We start from the raw sequence: 21,346 nt of genomic DNA on the forward strand, positions 1-21,346 counted from the left end.
AATAAGCAGTTTTGCTGCCGTGTGTGCGGCAGAGTAGAGAGTAAATACCATGCTGATTAAAAGCGATTACAAGCCGCAGATGCGGCAGAAACCAGTTAAACAGAAGAAACCGGTGAGCACCAATGGCCGGATTGCTTTTGTTTTGCTGGTTTTTGCTTTGGCTTTCGCCTCAGCGGCGGGCTGGAGCGTACATTTGCATACGGTGGAGCAAGACCGCCTGCAAACCGAGGGCAATAAGCGTTTTGTGCGCACTTTGGTGCAGCAGGCCAACCGCGGCACGATTACCGACCGCAACGGTGCAGTACTGGCCTTGAGCGCACCCACCGATTCGCTGTATGCCATCCCTTCTGCCATGGATAAAATGCCCAGCCAAGAGCAGCTGGAGCAGCTTTCCGAAATCATCGAAGTGCCGGTGGAAACTATCGCCGACCGCCTGGCGCGCACCAACAGCGATTTCGTGTTTTTGAAACGGCAGATGAGCGCGGAAACCGCTGCCAAAGTGCGGGCTTTGAAAATTGAGGGTTTGGCCTTCCAAACCGAGCCCAAGCGGCAATATCCGATGGGCAATTTGTTCTCCCACGTTATCGGCTTCACCAATATCGACGGCAAGGGCCAAGAAGGTTTGGAGCTCTCGCGTGAAGACGATCTGCGCGGCCAAGACGGCGCGCGCGTGGTGCTGCGCGACAATAAAGGCAATTATGTTGATCAATTGGATTCGCCGCGCAACCGCGATGCGGTAGACGGGCGCAATATGGTACTCTCGCTGGATCAGCGTATTCAATCGCTGGCGCACGATAAATTGGCGCAGGCTATTGGCTACCATCAGGCCAAAGCCGGCACCGCAGTGGTGTTGGATGCGCAAACCGGCGAAATCCTTGCTTTGGTAAACCTGCCGGATTTCGATCCGAACCAGCCAGGCGGTGCCGAAATCGCCCTGCGCCGCAACCGTGCGGTGACCGATATGATCGAGCCCGGCTCGGCTATGAAACCTTTCCCGATTGCCAAAGCCTTGGATTCGGGCAAAGTGAACGAGAACATGGTGTTCAACACCAATACTTATAATATTGGCCCGGCTACCGTGCGCGATACGCACAACTACCCTTCGCTCACCCTGCGCGGCATCATGCAGAAATCTTCTAACGTGGGCGTGAGCAAGCTTTCGGCCATGTTTAAGCCAGAAGAGATGCACGATTTTTATAAATCAGTCGGTTTCGGCCGCCGCATGCACTCCGGTTTCCCCGGCGAATCGCCCGGCCTGGTGCGCGACTGGCGCAACTGGCGGCCCATCGAACAGGCCACCATGTCGTTCGGCTACGGCTTGCAGATGAGCCTGCTGCAGCTGGCACACAGCTACACCATCTTCACCAGCGACGGCAAACTTTTGCCAGTGAGTTTCCTGCGCCAGAGTACCGCGCCGCAGGGCGAGCAGGTGATTAAGCCTGAAACCGCACGCGCTATCCGCCGCATGATGGTATCTGTTACCGAGCCCGGCGGCACCGGTACGCAGGGCGCTGTGCCCGGCTTCAACGTGGGCGCGAAAACCGGTACCGCACGCAAGCTGGTGGGCGGTCGCTATGCCGACAACAAACACATGGCCACCTTCATCGGTTTCGCTCCAGCCGAGCATCCGCGCGTGATTGTGGCGGTGAACATCGACGAGCCTACCCAAAACGGCTATTACGGCGGCCTGGTGGCCGGGCCGGTGTTCAAAGACATCATGGCCGGTTCGCTGAATATTCTGGGCGTAACGCCCACCAAACCTGTGCAGCAAGTTGCTGCCAAATAAATCGGTGCTTGGAGCCGACCATGTATTGCTTGAAGGACAAACAGTTTGACTTGCCCGACAACTGCACCCTGCCGCCCGATGTGGCGGCGGGGTGCATTTTGCGTATGGACAGCCGCCTGGTGCAGCCGGGCGACGTATTCGTGGCCTGCCAGGGCGAATATGCCGACGGCCGCAACTATATTCCCGCCGCGATTGCCAATGGCGCGGCGATGGTGTTTTGGGACAGCGGTGACGGTTTCGCTTGGCAGCCGGAGTGGCAAATCGCCAACCTCGGCGTGCCACATCTGAAGCAAAATGCCGGCCTGTTGGCAGCCAAACTCTACGGCAATTTTTCAGGTAGCCTTTCTTGCTGGGGCGTAACCGGCACCAACGGCAAAACCTCGATTTCACAATGGCTTGCCCAAGCCGCCGATTTGCTCGGCACGCCCTGCGCCATCATCGGCACGGTGGGCAACGGCTTCTGGGGGCGGCTCGAAGAAACCACCCACACCACGCCCAATCCTGTGCGCGTACAAACCCTGCTGCACCAATTCAAACAACAGGGTGCGAAAGCCGTGGCGATGGAAGTATCCAGCCATGGCCTCGACCAAAACCGCGTGGTCGGCACACCTTTCTCCTCCGCCATCTTCACCAATCTCACCCGCGACCACCTCGATTACCACGGCAGCATGGCCGCCTATGGCGCCAGCAAGGCCAAACTGTTCTATTGGCAGAGCCTTCAGCACGCCATCATCAATACCGATGACGAATTCGGCTGCGAGCTGGCCGCCGGGCTGCGCGCCGACCGCCCAAATTTGAACGTGTATGGCTACGGCTTCAATGAACAAGCCGATATCCGAATCACCTGCTTTGCCGCTTCCGCTCAGGGCATGCAGGTAGCTTTTGATACGCCTTGGGGCAGTGGCGAAATCCACAGCCGGCTCTTGGGGCGGTTCAATGCGCAAAACCTCGCTGCCTGCGTCGGCCTTTTGTGCGCCGAAGGCTATTCGCTGCCCGACGTATTGCGCGTGCTCGCGCAAATCCGCCCCGCCACCGGCCGCATGGATTGCATCAGCCGCGAAGGGCGCCCGCTGGTGGTGGTGGACTATGCCCACACCCCCGACGCGCTGGAAAAAGCGCTGGCCACCCTGCGCGAAATCAAACCGCAGGGCGCGAGCCTGTGGTGCGTGTTCGGCTGCGGCGGCAACCGCGACCGCGGCAAACGCCCGTTGATGGGCAGTGCCGCCGTGCAGGGCGCGGATAAAGTGGTGATTACCAGCGATAATCCGCGCATGGAAGAGCCGCAAGACATTATTGCCGACATCCTGCCTGCTGTGCCGCAGCCCGCACTGGTGGAGGCCGACCGCCGAGTGGCCATCCAAACTGCCATCCACCGCGCCGCACCGCAGGATATCGTGCTGATTGCCGGTAAAGGCCACGAAACCTATCAAGACGTACAGGGCGAAAAACACCATTTCTCCGATTTTGAAATCGCCGAAGTCGCGCTGGATGAGGCTACCTGAAAACAGGCGCATCGGATTTTCAGGTAGCCTTTTGAGCTTGCCATGGGCTACCTGAAAGCGTTAATACTTTTTCAGGTAGCCTGCCGCCCCGTAATATTTTCAATGGAATGCCCATGCCCACACTCGATTTAGCTTTTGTCTGCCGCGCCCTGAATCTGCTCGCGCCACAGCATAACCTGCCTATCCGCCGCGTTATCACCGACAGCCGCCAAGCCGCCGCTGCCGATGAGCGCGGCACTGATTTGTTTGTTGCCTTGGTGGGCGATAAACACGACGCCCACGATTTTGTGCCTGCCGTGTTGGAGCAGGGCGCTTTGGTGCTGGTATCGCGCCAAGATTGCGCTGCGCTTTCAGGTAGCCTGCCGGTGGCCGACACGTTGGCGGCGCTGCAAACCCTGGCTGCCGCTTGGCGCGAAGCGGTGAACCCGCTGGTGCTCGGCATCACCGGTTCTTCCGGCAAAACCACGGTGAAGGAAATGCTGGCCGCCATCCTGCGCCGCCAATTCGGCGAAGCGGCTGTGTTGGCCACCGCCGGCAATTTCAACAACCATATCGGCCTGCCGCTCACCCTGCTTGCCCTGCGGCCGCAGCAGCGTTATGCCGTTATCGAAATGGGCATGAACCATTTCGGCGAGCTCGATGCGCTCACCCGCATCGCCCGACCCGATGCCGCGCTGGTCAATAATGCCCTGCGCGCGCATATCGGCTGCGGTTTCGACGGCGTGGGCGATATTGCCCGCGCCAAAAGCGAAATCTACCGCGGGCTACCTGAAAGCGGCACGGCGCTGATTCCGGCGGAAGACGAATACGCCGAAGTGTTCCGCGCCGCCTGCCGCGCCCTGAATTTGCGCCAAATCGAATTCGGCGTGGACAAGGGTGAAGTGCATGCCGAAAACGTTCAGCTGCTGCCCCTGGGCTGCCGCTTCGATTTGGTGTGGCAAGACCAATGCGCGGCGGTAGAGCTGCCGGTGCCGGGTAAACACAACGTGGCCAATGCCGTGGCCGCGGCCACGCTGGCTTTGCAGGCGGGCGTGGGGCTACCTGAAAGCGCCGTCGCGCTGGCCGGGTTTGCCAACATCAAAGGCCGTTTGCAACGCAAAGCCGGCCTGCGCGGCAGCACGATTATCGACGACACCTACAACGCCAACCCCGACAGCATGAAGGCCGCGCTGGATGTGCTGGCCGAGCTGCCTGCTCCGCGTATTTTCGTGATGGGTGATATGGGCGAATTGGGCAACGACGAGGCTCCCGCCCTGCATGCCGAAATCGGCCGCTATGCGCGGGATAAGGGCATCGAAGCCGCCTATTTTGTGGGTGATTTCAGCGTGGAAGCCGCCGAAGCCTTTGGTGCGGCCGGGCTGTGGTTTGCCGCCAAAGACCCGTTGCAGCAGGTGCTGGTGCACGAATTGCCGGAGCAGGCTTCGGTGTTGGTGAAAGGTTCGCGTTTTATGCAGATGGAAGAGGTGGTGGCCGCCTTGCAGGGTCATGAAGCGTAGGCCGCACGGCGGTTATCCGCTCTATCCGGCCAGCAACCACTACGACCCGATCCGCCGCCGCTTTTTCAACCCGGAGCCCAAACGCCGATTGCAGCCGCTGGATTTCGGCGGAGCGTTCAAAATGCTCAGCCGGCAAGGCCGCTTTCCCGCGCAGCGGCTACCGTTTGAGAAGCCTGATTTTGCTGCCTTCATGCAGCAGGAAAGGTTACCTGAAAACGAGCAGAGCGAGTTTCTGCGCAGCAAAAATGAGCAAAATGCGCGGTTTGTTTGGTTCGGCCATTCTACCTTGCTGATGCGCGTGGCCGGGCTGAACATCCTCACCGACCCCGTGTTCGGCATGAGCGCGGCGCCGCACAATAAAATGTTCCGCCGCTTCCAGCCGCCGCCCGCCGCACCGCATGAACTGCCGCCGCTCGACATCATCCTCTACAGCCACAACCACTACGACCATTTGGAGGAATCCTTCGTGCGCAGCGTGGCGGATAACAGGGTACATTTCCTGGTGCCGATGGGCATGGAAGTGCTGTTGCGCCGCTGGGGTGTGAAGGCAGAAAACATTTCGGTGGCGGATTGGTATCAGAGACATACCGTTGGCGGCGTAACATTCACCGCCACCCCCGCCCGCCACGACAGCTCGCGCAACCTGGCCGACCACAACCGCATGCTGTGGGCAGGCTGGGCCATCGAAGGCGGCGGCCAGCGGCTTTATTTCAGCGGCGACTCGTCCTACGGCAGCCACTTCGCCGACATTGGCCGGCATTTCGGCGGTTTCGACCTGGCTTTTATGGAAAACGGTCAATACGACCGCCGCTGGCCGGACAACCACATGTTCCCCGAACAAACCGTACAGGCCGCCATCGACGTGGGCGCGCGCCGCATGATGCCGATTCACTGGGGCGCGTTCAGTCTGGCCATGCACGATTGGGACGAATCCGTGCGCTGCAGCATTCCGCTGGCCATCGAGCGCGGTCTGCCAGTGCTCACGCCGCTGATCGGGCAGGTGTTTGATGCGGATACGGAAACTGAATTATGGTGGGAAGAGGTGTGAGCGGTTTGGACAAATTCGGCTTCGTTTGCTTTCAGGTAGCCTTCCTGGTTCAAAGTGGGCTGAAACAAAAACAGCCATGTTGGTAACCCAAGCTCAAGCGCACATAAATTCCGCCAAAGCGGTAGCCAAGCCTTCCGGATTTTCCCAAGACATCGAGTGCCCGGCATCGGCAATCACGGCGCAGGGAATACCGTATTGAAGGATAAGGTCGTAGTCTGTGTTGGGCAGGGAACGATCGCCAACTAAATAAATTTTGCGTTGGGGCAGGGAGGAGAGGCGGTACAGCCAATCGGGCGATATACCGTTCACTAAATGATATGCACTACGCCACAATGCCCACGGGGCAGCACTTTGTAGGCTGCCCGCCCACGGCGAGAGTTCGTTATTTAGCAATTCGGCATAGCCATTGTGGATGAAATACGCTTCATTCTGTGCGGTAATGTTGCGGCTGAATATACCGCCGCCAGCAATCAGGTTGCATTCGCTTACCATGAGTCCGCGCACACGGCTGCCGAGCTGTTCGGCGGCTTCAATAGCGATGCTGCCACCCATGCTGTGCCCATAGAGATAGAAGTGCGGCAAGTTAAGATGGTTGGCCAGTTCGGATACGATTGCGGCTTGCGCACTGGTGGAATAGGAAAAATCCTGTGGGCGTTCACTGTAGCCGTGACCTGCCAAGTCAAGCAGGATAGTGCGGCGGCCTGCCAAGGCCGGGCTGGCAGCGATGCGGGGGTACTCGTAGCTGGCAGCGCAGCCTAGGCCGTGGATAAATAAGCAAGGGATACTGTTTCTGCCTGCATGGGCTGGTAGATCCATAAATCGGATGCGGCAGCGTGCGCTGTGGGAGTGCATGGTTTGCATAGTTTGTACCTCGCATGGCAGTGGGAATTTCGGTTTTCAGGTAGTCTCTCTTGGGTAGCGGCTTAGTTTATAATGCCACATTTGCCCATTTTACAGTGGGCGCAATACAGATAATGATGTTTCAGGTAGCCTTTTCTATTTCCGGCTGCCTAGGTTAATTAAGCGAATTCAATTTAAATCAGGACAAGGCGGCGAGCCGCAGATTATGCAAAGTAGTACAGTACGGCGAGACAATGCAGTACCGGTTTAAATTGAACTTACGAGAAATGATTTAAGGAAGTTTTATGCTTTTATGGTTGGCCAAACTCAGCAACTGGATTTCGGCGCTGAACATTTTCCAATACACCACTTTCCGCGCAGTGATGGCGGCGCTTACGGCGTTGGCGTTCAGCCTGATGCTGGGGCCGTGGACCATTCGCAAGCTCACCGAGCTCAAAGCCGGCCAGGCCATCCGCAGCGACGGGCCGAAAACCCACTTGGCCAAGGCGGGCACGCCCACCATGGGCGGGGTGCTGATTTTGGTGTCGATTACGGTGTCCACGCTGTTGTGGGGCAATGTGTCGCACCCGTATATCTGGATTCTGCTCGGCGTGCTGCTGGGCACGGGCGCGCTGGGCTTCTACGACGACTGGCGCAAGGTGGTGTATAAAGATCCGCACGGCGTGTCGGCCAAGTTTAAGATGGTGTGGCAGAGCAGTGTGGCGCTGGCGGCCGGCTTGCTGCTGTTTTATGTGGCGAGCAATTCGGCGAACAATATTTTAATCGTGCCGTTTTTCAAACAAGTGGCGCTGCCTTTGGGTGTGCTGGGCTTTGTGGTGCTGTCGTATTTCACCATTGTCGGCACATCCAACGCGGTAAATCTGACCGACGGCTTGGACGGCCTGGCGGCTTTCCCGGTGGTGCTGGTGGCCGGCGGGATGGCGGTGTTTGCCTATGCCACCGGGCACTGGCAGTTTGCACGCTATCTGCAGCTGCCTTTCGTGCCGGGGGCGAACGAGGTGATGGTGTTCTGCGCGGCCATGTGCGGCGCGTGTTTGGGCTTTTTGTGGTTCAACGCGGCGCCGGCGCAGGTGTTTATGGGCGACGTGGGCGCGTTGGCGCTGGGCGCGGCGCTGGGCGCGGTGGCCGTAATCGTGCGGCAGGAATTTGTATTGGTGATTATGGGCGGCCTGTTTGTGGTGGAAGCTTTGTCGGTGATGCTGCAGGTGGGCTGGTATAAGAAAACCAAAAAACGCATCTTCCTGATGGCGCCGATCCACCACCATTTCGAGCAGAAGGGCTGGAAGGAAACGCAGGTGGTGGTGCGCTTCTGGATCATTACCATTGTGTTGGTGCTGGTGGGCTTGAGCACATTGAAAATCCGTTAAACGGTTTTCAGGTAGCCTTATCGGGTTAAAGGGGGGGGACTACCTGAAAGCGAACACGGTAGGCTTCTGTGAAGCCAAAATAAATTGAACTAAACAGAGAGGTGTTGTTATGGGGCTGCTGCATCTGCTGATTTTGCTCACTTTCGCTAAATTGCAGGATTCCGCCGAAAGTTCCTCTGCCTGGCAATGGGCGCTGGGCTTTGCCGGCGTCACCTTTCTGTTCGTCTTTTTTGACGGCGATGTGATGGCAGGAGCTATTACGGCTGCGTTTTGGGGGTTGTATTCGTGGGCTTATTTCGCCCTGCTGCGGCGGCTGGTAGATAGCTTGGTGCTGTGGCTGATCGTATATATCGGCGGGGTTATACTGCCGTGGCTGTTGCTGGCGAAGTTACTGCTCAGTGCGAGTGCGCAGTAAAGGCTACCTGAAAGCATAAGTCTCAACGCAGTCAAAATACAGCGAAGCGAAAAACTGAGAAAGCAGCCGCCGCAAAACCGGGCGGCATGGAGAATAGAATGAAAAACGAATGGCAAAACCAAAAAATCCTCGTGGCCGGGATGGGCGGCAGCGGCATTTCCATGTTGGATTTCCTGCGCCGCAAAGGCGCGGCGGTAGCCGCTTATGATGCTGATTTTCCGGCAGCCAAACAAGCTGAGCTGCAACAGCGTTTCCCCGGCCTGGCCTGCCATACAGGCTACCTGAAAAACGCATTGGCCGAAGGTTTCGGCATTCTGGCACTCAGCCCCGGCATCAGCGAGCGCACGCCCGAAATCGAAGCTTTCAAACAGGCTGGCGGTCGTGTGTTGGGCGATGTGGAAATCTTGGCACACGAGCTTTCCGGCAAGCGCGACAAAATCATCGCCATCACCGGCAGCAACGGTAAAACCACTGTAACCAGCCTGGTGGGCCATTTGTGCCGCGAATGCGGGCTGGATACCGTGGTGGCCGGCAATATCGGTACGCCGGTGCTCGAAGCCTATGAAGACCGGCTGGAACAGAGTGCCGATGTGTGGGTGCTCGAACTTTCCAGCTTCCAACTGGAAAACACCGACCATTTGAACGCTGCCGCCGCCGCCGTGCTCAATATTTCCGAAGACCACCTCAACCGCTACGACGACTTGCTCGACTATGCCCACGCCAAAGACAAAATCTTCCGCGGCAGCGGCGTGCAGGTGATCAATGCCGACGATGCGCTGTGCCGCGCCATGAAACGCAGCGGCCGTGAAGTGCGCCGCTTTTCGCTGCAGCAGGCAACCGATTATTGGTTTGACGCCGCATCAGGCTACCTGAAACACGGCGCGGAAACGCTGATTGCCGCCGCCGATATTCCGCTGCAAGGCCTGCACAACGCCGCCAACGTGCTGGCCGCGCTGGCTTTGTGCGAAGCCGTCGGCCTGCCGCGTGCCGAACTGCTGCGCCATGTGCGCACCTTCAAAGGCCTGCCGCACCGCGTGGAAAAAATCGGCGAGAAAAACGGTGTGGTGTTTATCGACGACAGCAAAGGCACCAATGTGGGTGCCACCGAAGCCGCCATCGCCGGCCTGCAAAGCCCGCTGTTTTTGATTGCCGGCGGGCAGGGCAAAGGGCAGGACTTCACCCCGCTGAAAAACGTGCTGCCCGGCAAAGCCCGTGCCGTGCTGCTCATCGGCGAAGACGCGCCGCAAATCCGCCGCGACCTGGCCGGCTGCGGCGTGGACATGATGGATTGCGCCAGCCTGCAGGAAGCGGTGCAAACCGCCTACCGCCTGGCCGAGCCCGGCGACATCGTGCTGCTCAGCCCCGCCTGCGCCAGCTTCGATATGTTTAAAGGCTATGCGCACCGCTCGCAGGTGTTTATTGAGGCGTTTGAGGCTTTGTAATGTTTTCAGGTAGCCTTTGTCCAAGCCAAAAGGCTATCTGAAAATGCCGCAGCGGCAGGCAAGCCTGATTGGGAAAACACAAATGGTATTGCACACCTTTCTGGAAAACTTTCCGTGGCGCCGGTTTGGCACGCCTTATGAAACCCACGCCAAAGGGGTGCAGCAGAACATTTTGAATATATTGGCCGGTTCTGCGGTGGAAAAAGATTACGAGCGGCTGATTGACAGCTTGGAATCGCAGGCTTGGCTGGTGAAATTGTCGCCCTGGGGGCTGAAGGTTTGCCTGGCGTTGCTGGCGGAAGAGAAGCCGAATAAGGCCTGGTTGCTCAAGGGAATGAGTACGCTGTTTGAAGCGGCCAACTATAGCGCCCAATCTCCGCAGGCCCAGGCGTTTAAAGAAACCAAGGGCAAGGCGCTGAAATACGGCATATTTAAAGCCAAGCTGTTCGATCCCGCCTTCAATGGCAGGATGGACGACGAGTTTCTTAAAATAAGCAAAACATTAGATAGGCATTATTTACACGTGTCTGTTTTAGAATTGTTTGCGGCAAACCGCGACCTGATAGCGGGTTTGGCCGCTTCCGCAGATGTAGAAACCGCCAAGCAGGCGGCTTTGTTGGCGGAGGCGATTGCCAACCCTAAGCAGTATCCTTGCGGTTAGTTTGCCGCAAGTTTGAAATAAAGCAGAATTTTCAGGTAGCCTCTGTTGAAGCCAAAAAGGCTACCTGAAACCTTGTTCCATTGATTTTTGAAGTAACTTGAAGTACCCGAATGATTACCGAATCCAAACTCCTCGACCGCAAAATCCTGCGCCACGGCCACACCATCGATCAATCGCTGCTGTGGCTGGTGGTGCTGATGCTTGGCTTCAGCCTGGTGATGGTGTATTCCGCCTCGGTGGCCTTTGCCGGGCAGGGCGGCGGCAATAAATGGGCGTTTCTTATCCGCCAGGCGGCCTATATTGGCGTGGGCGGCGGCGCAGCTTTGGTGGCGTTCCGGGTGCCGATGCGTACTTGGCAGAAGTATTCGATGGTGCTGCTGGTGATCAGCCTGCTGATGCTGATTGCGGTGTTGCTGGTGGGGCGTGATGTGAACGGTGCGCGGCGTTGGATTCCTTTGGGTGTGGCCAATTTGCAGCCGAGCGAATTTTTCAAGCTGGCGGTGATTCTTTATCTTTCCGGCTTTTTCATGCGCCGTGCCGAAGTGTTGCAGCATTTGAAGAAAGTGTGCTGGGTGGCGTTGCCGGTGGGCTGCGGGCTGGGGCTGATTATGCTGCAGCCGGATTTCGGCTCGTTTGTGGTGGTGTCGGTGATCAGCGTGGGCTTGTTGTTTTTGGTGGGACTGCCGTTTCGCTGGTTTATCGTGGTGGTATTGGCCGGCCTGAGCGGCATGGTAACGCTGGTGCTGATTTCGCCCTACCGCATGGCGCGTGTGACCGCCTTCCTCGATCCGTGGGCCGACCCGCTGGGCAGCGGCTACCAGCTCACCCATGCGCTGATGGCCATCGGGCGCGGCGGCTGGACGGGCGTAGGCTTGGGCGCAGGCTTGGAAAAACGCTTCTACCTGCCCGAGGCGCATACCGATTTCATCACCGCCGTGATTGGCGAGGAATTCGGTTTTCTCGGCATGATGCTGCTCACCGCCTGCTATTTGTGGCTGGTGTGGCGCTCGTTTTCCATCGGCAAAATGGCGCGCGATTTGGAGCAGTTTTTCGGCGCGTTTGTGGCCAGCGGCGTGGGCATCTGGCTGGGTATTCAGAGCTTTTTCAATATCGGCGTGAACATCGGCCTGTTGCCCACCAAGGGGCTGACCCTGCCGCTGGTTTCCTTCGGCGGCTCGGCGCTGGTGGCCATGCTGATAGCCGTGGCGCTGCTGCTGCGGGTGGATTATGAAAACCGGCGCAAAATGCGTGGTTTTGCAGTGTAAGGAGCCGAATATGGGCGTGAAAACCTTTTTGCTGATGGCCGGCGGTACCGGCGGGCATATTTTCCCCGCGCTGGCGGTGGCTGCCGCGCTGCGCGAACGCGGGCATAAGGTGGTGTGGCTGGGTAGCGAGGGCGCGATGGAAACGCGTATTGTGCCGCAACATGGCATCGAAATCGAAACCCTGGCCATTAAAGGCGTGCGCGGCAACGGCCTCAAACGCAAGCTGATGCTGCCGTTCACGCTGTGGCACACCATCCGTGCGGCGCGAAGCATCATCCGTAAGCATCAGGTGGACGGCGCCATCGGCTTCGGCGGCTTCGTTACCGTGCCCGGTGGCGTGGCAGCCAAGCTGTGCGGCGTGCCGCTGGTGATTCATGAGCAAAACGCCGTGGCCGGGCTTTCCAACCGGATTTTGGCCAAGTTGGCCAGCCGCGTGCTGTATGCCTTCCCCAAGGCGTTTAGCGATGAAAACGGGCTGGTGGGCAATCCCGTGCGCGCCGATATTGCCGCATTGCCCGCGCCGCAAGAGCGGTTTGCTGAGCGTTCAGGTAGCCTGAAGCTGCTGGTTACCGGCGGCAGTTTGGGCGCGGATATTCTCAACCGTCTGCTGCCCGAAGCGCTGGCCCTGCTGCCTGCCGAGCAACGCCCCCAAGTGCGCCACCAAAGCGGGCGCGGCAAGCTGGAAGGCTTGCGCCAGCGCTATGCCGAAGCCGGTGTGCAGGCTGAATGTAGCGAATTTATTGATGATATGGCCGCAGCTTACGGCGTGGCAGATTTGGTGGTGTGCCGCTCCGGCGCGCTTACCATTGCCGAGTTGGCGGCTGCCGGCGTGGGCGCATTGCTCGTGCCCTACCCCTATGCGGTGGACGACCACCAAACCGCCAACGCCCGTTTCGTGGCCGCCGGCGAGGCCGGGCTGCTCTTGCCGCAGAGCGAATTGACTGCTGAGAAACTGGCTTCGGTGTTGGGCGGCCTCAATCGCGATACTTGCCGCCAATGGGCGCAAAATGCCCGCCGAATGGCCAAGCCGGATAGTGCGGCCAAGGTGGCGGAAGCGGCACTGGCGGCAGTGGGCAGATGATCGGTTTGAGGCTACCTGAAAAGCGGTTTTAAAGTTTCAGGTAGCCTCAAACAGTAAAGGGAGCTCAATGTTCGCTTGCTTGGGAAGTAAAAGTCGCCGCCAAACCAAACAATTTGAATGTGCTGTTGGTATGCATGCTTGATGATTAGTATGGCCGATGGCTGAAAGGTTTTGCTGAGGCCGTGCTCTGGGCAGCTATTTTTCAGGTAGCCTCAGCTGCAATATGGATTTTTCTCCTGCCTGCGTTGTATCGAAAAATGTTTATCCGCTATACAATAGCGGTTTTGTCTGCAAAGGCTGCCCGGGAAGCAGTGATAACTATGAAGCAACGAGTAAAACGCATCCATTTCGTCGGCATCGGCGGCTCTGGCATGTGCGGCCTGGCCGAGGTGCTGTATAAAGAATTCGACGTATCCGGCTCGGATCAGGCGCAAAGCGCGGTAACGCGCCAGCTGGCCGATATGGGCATCAAAGTGTTCCACGGCCATGCGGCAGAGCATATCGAGGGCGTGGACGTGGTGGTTACTTCCACCGCCATCAAGCCGGATAATCCGGAAGTGTTGGCCGCCCGCGAGGCAGGCATTCCGGTGATTCCGCGCGCCATGATGCTGGCGGAGATTATGCGCTTCGGCCAAGGTATCGCCATTGCCGGCACGCATGGCAAAACCACCACCACCAGCCTCACTGCCTCCATCCTCACCGCTGCCGGCCTCGACCCGACCTTCGTGATTGGCGGCAAGCTCACCGCTGCGGGCACCAACGCCAAGCTCGGCGGCGGGCAGTATATTGTGGCTGAGGCCGACGAATCAGACGCCTCTTTCCTGTATCTCACGCCCGTGATTACCGTGGTAACCAATATCGACACCGACCACATGGACACCTACGATCACAGCGTGGACAAGCTGCACCAGGCCTTTGTGGAATTTGTGCACCGTATGCCGTTCTACGGCAAGGCATTTTTGTGTATTGATAGCGAACATGTGCGTGCCATTCTGCCGGAAATTCAGAAACCGTTTGTCACTTATGGTTTAGACGAAACCGCCGATATTTACGCCGATAATGTGCACAGCGAAGGCGCGCAGATGTGCTTTACCGTGCACCTGAACAAACGCTCAATCGCGCCGTTTGAAGTGCGGCTGAACGCACCGGGGCGGCACAATGTGCTCAACGCGCTGGCTGCCATCGGTGTGGCGCTGGAGTGCGGCGCGGACGTGGAAGCCATCCAGCGTGGGTTGGCCGGTTTCGGCGGCGTGGGACGGCGTTTCCAAAGCTACGGCGAAATCAAGCTGCCGCAAGGCGGCAGTGCCTTGGTGGTTGATGACTACGGCCACCATCCGGTGGAAATGGCTGCTACGCTCTCCGCTGCCCGCGGCGCCTATCCAGAACGCCGCCTGGTATTGGCATTCCAGCCGCACCGCTACACCCGCACCCGCGATTTGTTTGAAGACTTCGTGCGCGTGTTGAACACTGCCGACGCAGTAGTGCTGACCGATGTATACGCCGCCGGTGAAGAGCCGATTGTGGCTGCCGACAGCCGCGCCCTCACCCGTGCCCTGCGCGTGGCCGGCAAGCTGGAGCCGATTTACTGCGCCGACGTGGCCGATATGCCCGCCACCCTGCTCAATATGCTGCAAGACGGCGACCTGTTGCTGAATATGGGCGCAGGCAGCATCAACAAAGTGCCGCAGGCTTTGCGGGATTTAGCCGCGCATGGATGATTTCCTGAAACGCCGCCAAGAGGCGCGGCAGCGTGCCGCTGCTTTTTGGCAAAGCTGGCAGTGGGAGCAGCCTTGGCAGGCCAGCGGGGGTTGCGTGGCGTTGGTGAACAGCGGCAACTATCTGCTGCATCACTATTTTCCTGGCGTGTTTTTGCAGGCGGTGTCGGATTATGTCGTTGATGCCGGTGCTAAGTTTCAGGTAGCCTTCAGCAGCGGGGGCCGGCTGGAGCCGATGGCCGATGCGGTGTTGCTGGCGGAGGCCGCACCGCCGGGCTTGCCATTCGGTGTGCAGGCCTTGCTGCGGCGCTGCCGGGCTGCGGAACTGCCGCAGCGCAAGGCCGGTTTTGGCAAAACGCAGCTTTCCGGCAGTCAGTTTCAGGTAGCCTGTGCGCCCGGTAGTGATGGTTTGGTGCATTTGCGGGTGTTTGTGAACGATAATCCCGCCGGCACCGATGCCGACGACCGCCGGCTGGCGGTGTGGTTGCTCTTGGCGCAGGCTTTGGGGCAGTGGGATTTAAACGTGAAAACCGGCTATGTGGAGCTGGTGGAGCAGCCGCCTCGGGGCGCGTTGCCGCTGGCCGAGCTGCCTGCTGCCTTTGATCAGTTGTGGCGCGCCCAGCTGGGGCACAACGGTGTGTATCCGAGCGGCGAGGCAGAATTCCGTGTGTATGGCTCGGAAAACGATGATGGCGAGCCAGCCAAAATTTTGGTGCGTAACGAATCGGCTGCTTCGCTGCTGGGGCGCGCTGATTTGGCCTGGTGTTTGAGCGTGCGCTGCGAAGTGTATGATGACATGAGCCAGGCTCTGGCGCAGGAACTGGCACACGAGTTTTCCGGCTGCGTCGGGCAGCATGAGCAAGGCATCCTGACTGCTATGCTGGCCGATGCGGAAAAAGGCGAATACACCGCCTTTGCCATGGTGGCCGAGCCGGAAGGATTGTGGGAAAAGGTGCGGGAAATCACCGCACGCTACGAGCGGCTGGACGCGCAGGCCAACTGTGTGTTCGACCCATCATGGCGGCATTACCGCTTGCAAGGATAAAAGATGACGAAATCAGATACCAACGAAGCCGCCGGGCGGCACAGCTTGAGCGAATGGCAAGATAATGCCCATTGTTTTTGGACGGTGTGGCGGCGCGAAGAGGCGCGGCTCGCAGCGCTGGAAGACCCGGTGGCCTTCGTTACCGAGGCCAACAACCTGCTGCACGAATACTGCCCAGGCGTGGTGGTAGAATTGGAAGGACCGCCGGCTGACGGAGCGCTGGTATTCAGCGCCAACGGCGATTTGGAACACTTCCCGCAAGTGTTGGCGCTGATTGCCACAGCGGCGGAATCCACCGAGCGTTCGGTGCTGTGTTTCCGCCAACGGCTGGGCTCGCCCGAGCAGTTTGCCATCCGCATGGGCGGCGTGGAAATGCAGGCGGCGGATATTTTGGCGCGCTGCGGAGAATGGCGCGGCCTGCCCGCGCTGGACGTGGCTTTTGCCAAGCCGCCCAAGGCAGAAGATTTGGAAACCGCGCAGCGGCTGGCGCTGATTATGCTCGACCATGTGTTGGGCGAGTGGGACGCGGTGGTGAAAGTGGGCGCACTGGGTTTTGTGGATACTATGCCGCCGGAAGCCGTGCCGCTGCACAGGCTACCTGAAAAAATAGACGAAGTATGGAAAGCCTTGGGGCGCGATGCGCTCTATCCCGAGCCGGAATGGCAGTATACCGCCTATCAGCGCGATGAAGATGAAGAAAACGAACAAGATGGCCTGGTGCTGCTGCGCAACGAGTCGGCCAACAGCCTGCTCGGCCGGGCAGATATGGGCTGGTGCGTTTCCGTACGCTGCGAAATCAACGGCGAAGACGCACTGATGGCGGCCTACCGGCTGCAAGACGAATTCGATGCCGAAGCCTGTCACCGGCAACAAGGCATCGGCACGATTGCCGTCACCAATCTCACGCGGGGCGAGCGCACCATATTTGCCGCCACCGGCGAGCCGGAGCGCCTTATGGAGAAAGCACAGGCACTGTGTGAACAGTTTGCCGAACTCAAGCCGCAGGCCATATGCGAATACGACCCGAGCTGGCGGCATTACCGGTTTTAAGTTTTCAGGTAGCCTTTCAGACGGGCGTTTGATGAGGCTACCTGAAAGTAGAAGCAAGAAAGAAGTAAAGCAAATGAACAAGCAGTTTGGCAAAGTGGCCGTATTGAACGGCGGATTTTCCAGTGAGCGCGAAGTGTCGCTCGACAGCGGCGCGGCCGTATTGGCCGCCTTGCAGAGCCGAGGCATCGATGCCCACCGGTTCGACCCGAAAGAACAAGACATCCTGCAATTGAAAGCGCAGGGTTTTCAGGTAGCCTTCAATGTGCTGCACGGCACTTATGGCGAAGATGGCACCGTGCAGGCGCTACTCGACTCCATCGGCATCCCCTATACCGGCTGTGGCATGGCCGCCTCCGCACTGGGCATGGACAAATACCGCTGCAAACTGATTTGGCAGGCGCTCGGCCTGCCTGTGCCCGATTTTGCCGTGTTGCACGATGATACGGATTTTGCCGCTGTGGAAGCGGAGCTTGGCCTGCCGATGTTTGTGAAGCCTGCCGCCGAAGGCAGCAGCGTGGGCGTGGTGAAAGTGAAGCAGGCGGGCGAACTGCCCAAAGTGTATCGCGAGTTGCGCGAACGCCATCTGCACGGCGAAATCATCGCCGAACGCTTTATCGACGGCGGCGAATACACCTGCGCCGTGCTCGGCCAACAGGCACTGCCCAGTATCCACATCATCCCGGCCACCGAGTTTTACGATTACGACGCCAAGTATTTCCGCGACGACACGGTATACCAATGCCCCAGCGATTTGGATGCAGCTGGTGAGGCCGAAATCCGCCGCCTGGCCAAAGCTGGTTTTGAAGCCATCGGCGGGCGCGGCTGGGGCCGGGTGGATTTCCTGCGCAGCCAAAGCGGAAAGCTTTATTTGTTGGAAATCAACACCGTGCCCGGTATGACCAGCCACAGCCTGGTGCCGAAAGCCGCCGCGCAAACCGGCTTGGATTTTGCCGATTTATGCGTTGAAGTATTGAGCCATGCGACTTTGGGATAACGCCGGCGCGCTCAAACGCATCAACAGCAGCCTCTATCTTTTGGCTGCTGTCGGCCTGATTGTGGCAGCGGTGATGTGGATGATGAATTCGCCGTATTTCCCGGTAAAGCTGGTGAAGATTGACGGCGAACTGCATCGCTTAAGTGCCACGCAACTGCAACAAACCGCCCACCGCCACATCCGCGGCAATATATTTAAAGCCGATTTGAACGAAGCACGGCAGGCGTTTGAAACGCTGCCTTGGGTGGCTAAGGTGGAAGTGCGCCGAATCTGGCCGGATACGGTGCAAATCCGGGTGGAAGAGCGGCAGCCGGTGGCGCGCTGGGAAGGCGGCGGGCTGGTGGATAGCGAAGGCAAAGGCTTCGATGCGCCTACCGATGAAAACTTTCCCGTATTTGCAGGTACGCCCGGAATGCGTAAAATTATGGTGGAGGAATTTATTGAGTTCCAAGCCATCTTGGCGCCGACTAATCTGAAAATCAGCCGTATGGACTACAGCTCGCGCTCCTCGCGGGAGCTGGCTTTGGAGAACGGCATCCGGCTGCATCTTGGCCGCGTCGACGCGCAAGATCGTTTGCGCCGCTTTGTGCAGGCATGGCACGAAATCTTGAAAGAACGCGCAGCCGACGTACAATACGTGGATTTGCGCTATAAAGATGGCTTTGCCGTGCGCTACAAACAGGGCGCGGCAAATGAAGATAACAACAACCAACAACCGCAATCGGGCGGGCATGACTGAAGCAGTGATTTTTCTACACGACGGCAAGTTGCAGACAGTACAACTGGTACGGCAAGACGAGCCAACGCAGTAGGAAGATGAGAGCTTTAGCTATAAACAACCATTTTAACAATAAGCGAGACAGAGTTATGTCAAACAACAAACAATTGGTGGGCGCGCTGGACATCGGCACCTCGAAAACCATCGTTTTAATCGGCGAAGTGCAAGACGACAAAGAAATCCACATCATCGGCTTTGGCCAAGCGCCGTCACACGGCTTGAAAGCCGGCATGGTAACCAATATTGATGCCACCGCCCAAGCCATTACCCAGGCTATGGAAGAAGCCCAGCTGATGGCCGATTGCCAAATCGGCAGCGTGGTAACTGGCATTGCCGGCAACCACATCCGCAGTATGAATTCGCAAGGCGTGGTGAAAATCAAGGAAGGCGAAGTAACGCAGGCCGACATCGACCGTGCCATCGAAACCGCTAAAGCTGTAAATATTCCGCCGGATCACCAGATTCTGCACACCGTGGTGCAGGAATACATCATTGATAACCAGCCCGGCGTGCGCGAGCCTATCGGCATGAGCGGTGTGCGTCTGGATACGCGCATTCATATCGTAACCGGTGCGGTTACTGCCATGCAGAACATTCAAAAATGTATCGAACGCTGCGGCCTGCACATCGACAATATGATTCTGCAGCCCTTGGCCAGCGGCCGTGCCGTGTTGACTGAAGACGAGAAAGAACTGGGCGTGTGCGTCATCGATATCGGCGGCGGCACGACCGATATCGCCGTGTACACCAACGGCGCAATCCGACACACTGCGGTAATCCCGGTGGCCGGCGATTTGATTACCCGCGATTTGGCGCAAGCCCTGCGTACCCCTTACAACGCCGCCGAATACATCAAAATCAACCATGGCGTGGCCTTGGCTACCGGCGATGGCTTGGATGAAATGATTGAAGTGCCCAGCGTGGGCGACCGCAGCCCGCGCCAGATTTCACGCCGTGTGTTGGCCAGCGTTATCGGCCCGCGCGTGGAAGAAATTTTGGAACTGACCCGCAATGAACTGCACCGTTCCGGTTTCCCCGAAGAAGTGCTCACCTCCGGCGTGGTGCTCACCGGCGGAGCCTCTTTGCTTTCCGGTGTGGTGGAACTGGCCGAAGACGTATTCAACCTGCCCGCCCGCGTCGGTGTGCCGAAGGAAATGGGCGGTTTGTCGGAACGCATCCGTAACCCGCGCTACGCCACCGCCATCGGCCTCCTGCAAACCGCTGCCGAATACAGCAGCCAACATGGCACGCATAACACCGTGCGACAGGCTGCAGAGGGAGATTCTGTTTTCTACCGCCTCAAAGAGTGGCTGAAAAACAATTTCTAAGCTTTTTGCTTATTCTTGCACACAAAATCCGTTCAAACCTTTATAATACGGGCGATTTCATTTTTCAGGTAGCCTTCCGGGGCGCAAAAGGAGTGTTAAATGCAGTTGGTTTATGATGTTGTCGAATCCGCAGCCAGTCCGGCAGTCATTAAAGTTATCGGTATTGGTGGCGGTGGCTGTAATGCTATTAACAATATGATAGACAACACGGTGCAAGGCGTTGAGTTTATTAGTGCCAACACCGATGCCCAATCTTTGCAGGGCAGCAAAGCGCCCAAGCGCATCCAGCTGGGTACTAATTTGACCAAAGGTTTGGGTGCCGGTGCGAATCCTGAAACCGGCCGCAATGCCGCTCTGGAAGACCGTGAAACTATTGCTGACGCCATTCAAGGCGCCAATATGCTGTTCATTACCACCGGTATGGGCGGCGGCACCGGTACCGGCGCTGCTCCGGTAGTGGCCGAGATTGCCCGTGAGCTGGGTATCCTGACTGTGGCTGTGGTTACCCGCCCGTTCGAGCACGAAGGTAAACGCATCCAGATTGCCAAAGACGGCTTGGAAACCCTGAAAAACCAAGTAGACTCACTCATCGTTATTCCGAACGACAAATTGATGACCGCCTTGGGCGAAGATGTAACCGTGCGCCAGGCATTCCGTGCCGCCGACAACGTATTGCGTAACGCCGTAGCCGGCATTGCCGAAGTGATTACCTGCCCTGGTATGATCAACTTGGACTTCGCCGACGTACGCAACGTAATGGGCATCATGGGCATGGCCATGATGGGTTCTGGTTTCGCACAAGGTATCGACCGTGCCCGTTTGGCCACCGAGCAGGCAATTGCCAGCCCGCTGCTGGACAACGTAACGCTGGAAGGTGCGCGTGGCGTATTGGTGAACATCACCACCGCCCCCGACGGCCTGACCATGAAAGAATACAAAGAAATCATGTCGGTAGTGAGCGAATATGCTCATCCCGATGCAGAGCTGAAATATGGTACAGCTGAAGACGCTGCCATGGCGGAAGGCGAAATCCGCGTAACCATCATTGCCACCGGCTTGAAAGAGCAGGGCGATAACAGCCAGAGCAGCAACCTGCGTATGGTGAAAGCCGCCCAAGCCACTGGCACAGATGGTGGATTCCCGGAAATTGACAGTGTTATCCGCTCCGGCCGCACTGCCCGCACTATGAACTTGGCTGCTTCTGATTTTGCCAACCAATCTGTGTTGGACGATTTCGAAATCCCAGCAGTGATTCGCCGCCAGGCTGATTAAGCCAGTCTGGTTCTCAATGCAAAACCTGCCTCTTTTGAGGCAGGTTTTTGTTTGGCTTGGTGGATTAGGATGGTTAAAGGCTACTTATTAGTTGAGCTAGGCGAATAGCTGATAAACATCCTTGCGCGCTCCAAGGCCATTCTTATGCTATTGATGATTGCTGGCTGCGAATCATGAATAACCATTCGGCATAAGTAACAAAAAAGGTGCTATTTCAGAGAACCTTGCCAGTAAGTAACA

The 21,346-nt window shown here is 57.9% G+C and carries 18 protein-coding genes; 17 read left to right on the forward strand and 1 reads right to left on the reverse strand.

Translation table 11 applies throughout. From position 1 onward, the window contains the following. Window positions 1–49 precede the first annotated feature (49 nt). The 4 genes from ACO6EE_RS10415 to ACO6EE_RS10430 all read left to right on the forward strand — a co-directional run bounded on the left by ACO6EE_RS10415 (window position 50) and on the right by ACO6EE_RS10430 (window position 5,832). Window positions 50–1,786, forward strand: a complete 1,737-nt coding sequence (locus ACO6EE_RS10415) for a peptidoglycan D,D-transpeptidase FtsI family protein (protein ID WP_485960937.1) — start codon at window positions 50–52, stop codon at window positions 1,784–1,786. 20 nt (window positions 1,787–1,806) lie between these two features. Beyond that, window positions 1,807–3,288 (forward strand): UDP-N-acetylmuramoyl-L-alanyl-D-glutamate--2,6-diaminopimelate ligase, encoded by a 1,482-nt coding sequence (locus ACO6EE_RS10420; protein WP_485960938.1) that lies wholly within the window; start codon window positions 1,807–1,809, stop codon window positions 3,286–3,288. Between the two features lie 113 nt (window positions 3,289–3,401). Further along, window positions 3,402–4,784 carry a UDP-N-acetylmuramoyl-tripeptide--D-alanyl-D-alanine ligase gene (locus tag ACO6EE_RS10425; protein WP_485960939.1) on the forward strand — a complete coding sequence of 461 codons (1,383 nt, stop codon included), beginning with the start codon at window positions 3,402–3,404 and terminating at the stop codon, window positions 4,782–4,784. Then, a complete protein-coding gene (locus ACO6EE_RS10430; protein WP_485960940.1) occupies window positions 4,774–5,832 on the forward strand; it encodes an MBL fold metallo-hydrolase in 1,059 nt (352 codons plus the stop codon). The genes ACO6EE_RS10425 and ACO6EE_RS10430 overlap by 11 nt, the downstream gene beginning before the upstream one ends. A 93-nt stretch (window positions 5,833–5,925) precedes the next feature. On the opposite strand, the gene ACO6EE_RS10435 is transcribed toward ACO6EE_RS10430, so the two are convergent. Further along, complete coding sequence (locus ACO6EE_RS10435; protein ID WP_485960941.1) at window positions 5,926–6,693, reverse strand: alpha/beta fold hydrolase; 768 nt, start codon at window positions 6,691–6,693, stop codon at window positions 5,926–5,928. Between the two features lie 284 nt (window positions 6,694–6,977). Between ACO6EE_RS10435 and mraY the strand changes: the two genes are divergently transcribed. The 13 genes from mraY to ftsZ all read left to right on the forward strand — a co-directional run bounded on the left by mraY (window position 6,978) and on the right by ftsZ (window position 21,106). After that, window positions 6,978–8,060: a phospho-N-acetylmuramoyl-pentapeptide-transferase gene (gene mraY / locus ACO6EE_RS10440; RefSeq protein ID WP_485960942.1), complete on the forward strand. Its 1,083-nt coding sequence runs from the start codon at window positions 6,978–6,980 to the stop codon at window positions 8,058–8,060. Window positions 8,061–8,169: 109 nt separating this feature from the next. Continuing rightward, window positions 8,170–8,475, forward strand: a complete 306-nt coding sequence (locus ACO6EE_RS10445; RefSeq protein ID WP_485960943.1) for a hypothetical protein — start codon at window positions 8,170–8,172, stop codon at window positions 8,473–8,475. Between the two features lie 98 nt (window positions 8,476–8,573). After that, a complete protein-coding gene (murD, locus tag ACO6EE_RS10450; protein ID WP_485960944.1) occupies window positions 8,574–9,917 on the forward strand; it encodes a UDP-N-acetylmuramoyl-L-alanine--D-glutamate ligase in 1,344 nt (447 codons plus the stop codon). A gap of 43 nt (window positions 9,918–9,960) precedes the next feature. Then, window positions 9,961–10,578 carry a hypothetical protein gene (locus ACO6EE_RS10455; RefSeq protein WP_485960945.1) on the forward strand — a complete coding sequence of 206 codons (618 nt, stop codon included), beginning with the start codon at window positions 9,961–9,963 and terminating at the stop codon, window positions 10,576–10,578. A 110-nt stretch (window positions 10,579–10,688) separates the two neighbouring features. Continuing rightward, window positions 10,689–11,843 carry a putative lipid II flippase FtsW gene (ftsW, locus tag ACO6EE_RS10460; protein ID WP_070630751.1) on the forward strand — a complete coding sequence of 385 codons (1,155 nt, stop codon included), beginning with the start codon at window positions 10,689–10,691 and terminating at the stop codon, window positions 11,841–11,843. Window positions 11,844–11,853: 10 nt separating this feature from the next. Further along, window positions 11,854–12,924 (forward strand): undecaprenyldiphospho-muramoylpentapeptide beta-N-acetylglucosaminyltransferase, encoded by a 1,071-nt coding sequence (gene murG, locus ACO6EE_RS10465; protein WP_485960946.1) that lies wholly within the window; start codon window positions 11,854–11,856, stop codon window positions 12,922–12,924. A gap of 320 nt (window positions 12,925–13,244) precedes the next feature. Further along, window positions 13,245–14,642 (forward strand): UDP-N-acetylmuramate--L-alanine ligase, encoded by a 1,398-nt coding sequence (gene murC / locus ACO6EE_RS10470; protein WP_485960947.1) that lies wholly within the window; start codon window positions 13,245–13,247, stop codon window positions 14,640–14,642. Continuing rightward, complete coding sequence (locus tag ACO6EE_RS10475) at window positions 14,635–15,684, forward strand: hypothetical protein (protein ID WP_485960948.1); 1,050 nt, start codon at window positions 14,635–14,637, stop codon at window positions 15,682–15,684. Before murC ends, ACO6EE_RS10475 begins: the two co-directional genes overlap by 8 nt. Window positions 15,685–15,687: 3 nt before the next feature. Continuing rightward, window positions 15,688–16,734 (forward strand): hypothetical protein, encoded by a 1,047-nt coding sequence (locus ACO6EE_RS10480; protein ID WP_485960949.1) that lies wholly within the window; start codon window positions 15,688–15,690, stop codon window positions 16,732–16,734. 73 nt (window positions 16,735–16,807) lie between these two features. Beyond that, window positions 16,808–17,728, forward strand: a complete 921-nt coding sequence (locus ACO6EE_RS10485) for a D-alanine--D-alanine ligase (RefSeq protein ID WP_485960950.1) — start codon at window positions 16,808–16,810, stop codon at window positions 17,726–17,728. Continuing rightward, entirely contained in the window at window positions 17,712–18,467 is a 756-nt protein-coding gene (locus ACO6EE_RS10490; protein WP_485960951.1) for a cell division protein FtsQ/DivIB, read from the forward strand. Before ACO6EE_RS10485 ends, ACO6EE_RS10490 begins: the two co-directional genes overlap by 17 nt. 128 nt (window positions 18,468–18,595) lie before the next feature. Beyond that, a complete protein-coding gene (ftsA, locus tag ACO6EE_RS10495) occupies window positions 18,596–19,834 on the forward strand; it encodes a cell division protein FtsA (RefSeq protein WP_023887031.1) in 1,239 nt (412 codons plus the stop codon). A 99-nt stretch (window positions 19,835–19,933) separates the two neighbouring features. Next, a complete protein-coding gene (gene ftsZ, locus ACO6EE_RS10500) occupies window positions 19,934–21,106 on the forward strand; it encodes a cell division protein FtsZ (RefSeq protein WP_064087023.1) in 1,173 nt (390 codons plus the stop codon). Window positions 21,107–21,346 lie beyond the last annotated feature (240 nt).

The organism is Eikenella sp., from assembly GCF_057315495.1.

Bases quoted from the DNA above. Each gene is read 5' to 3' on its own strand.
- ACO6EE_RS10425 (WP_485960939.1), top strand. From the start codon at position 3,402: ATGCCCACACTCGATTTAGCTTTTGTCTGCCGCGCCCTGAATCTGCTC.
- ACO6EE_RS10435 (WP_485960941.1), bottom strand. From the start codon at position 6,693: ATGCAAACCATGCACTCCCACAGCGCACGCTGCCGCATCCGATTTATG.
- ACO6EE_RS10420 (WP_485960938.1), top strand. From the start codon at position 1,807: ATGTATTGCTTGAAGGACAAACAGTTTGACTTGCCCGACAACTGCACC.
- ftsW (WP_070630751.1), top strand. From the start codon at position 10,689: ATGATTACCGAATCCAAACTCCTCGACCGCAAAATCCTGCGCCACGGC.
- mraY (WP_485960942.1), top strand. From the start codon at position 6,978: ATGCTTTTATGGTTGGCCAAACTCAGCAACTGGATTTCGGCGCTGAAC.
- ACO6EE_RS10475 (WP_485960948.1), top strand. From the start codon at position 14,635: ATGGATGATTTCCTGAAACGCCGCCAAGAGGCGCGGCAGCGTGCCGCT.
- ftsZ (WP_064087023.1), top strand. From the start codon at position 19,934: ATGCAGTTGGTTTATGATGTTGTCGAATCCGCAGCCAGTCCGGCAGTC.
- ACO6EE_RS10490 (WP_485960951.1), top strand. From the start codon at position 17,712: ATGCGACTTTGGGATAACGCCGGCGCGCTCAAACGCATCAACAGCAGC.
- ACO6EE_RS10430 (WP_485960940.1), top strand. From the start codon at position 4,774: ATGAAGCGTAGGCCGCACGGCGGTTATCCGCTCTATCCGGCCAGCAAC.
- murG (WP_485960946.1), top strand. From the start codon at position 11,854: ATGGGCGTGAAAACCTTTTTGCTGATGGCCGGCGGTACCGGCGGGCAT.
- ACO6EE_RS10480 (WP_485960949.1), top strand. From the start codon at position 15,688: ATGACGAAATCAGATACCAACGAAGCCGCCGGGCGGCACAGCTTGAGC.
- ACO6EE_RS10485 (WP_485960950.1), top strand. From the start codon at position 16,808: ATGAACAAGCAGTTTGGCAAAGTGGCCGTATTGAACGGCGGATTTTCC.
- ACO6EE_RS10415 (WP_485960937.1), top strand. From the start codon at position 50: ATGCTGATTAAAAGCGATTACAAGCCGCAGATGCGGCAGAAACCAGTT.
- murD (WP_485960944.1), top strand. From the start codon at position 8,574: ATGAAAAACGAATGGCAAAACCAAAAAATCCTCGTGGCCGGGATGGGC.
- ftsA (WP_023887031.1), top strand. From the start codon at position 18,596: ATGTCAAACAACAAACAATTGGTGGGCGCGCTGGACATCGGCACCTCG.
- ACO6EE_RS10455 (WP_485960945.1), top strand. From the start codon at position 9,961: ATGCCGCAGCGGCAGGCAAGCCTGATTGGGAAAACACAAATGGTATTG.
- ACO6EE_RS10445 (WP_485960943.1), top strand. From the start codon at position 8,170: ATGGGGCTGCTGCATCTGCTGATTTTGCTCACTTTCGCTAAATTGCAG.
- murC (WP_485960947.1), top strand. From the start codon at position 13,245: ATGAAGCAACGAGTAAAACGCATCCATTTCGTCGGCATCGGCGGCTCT.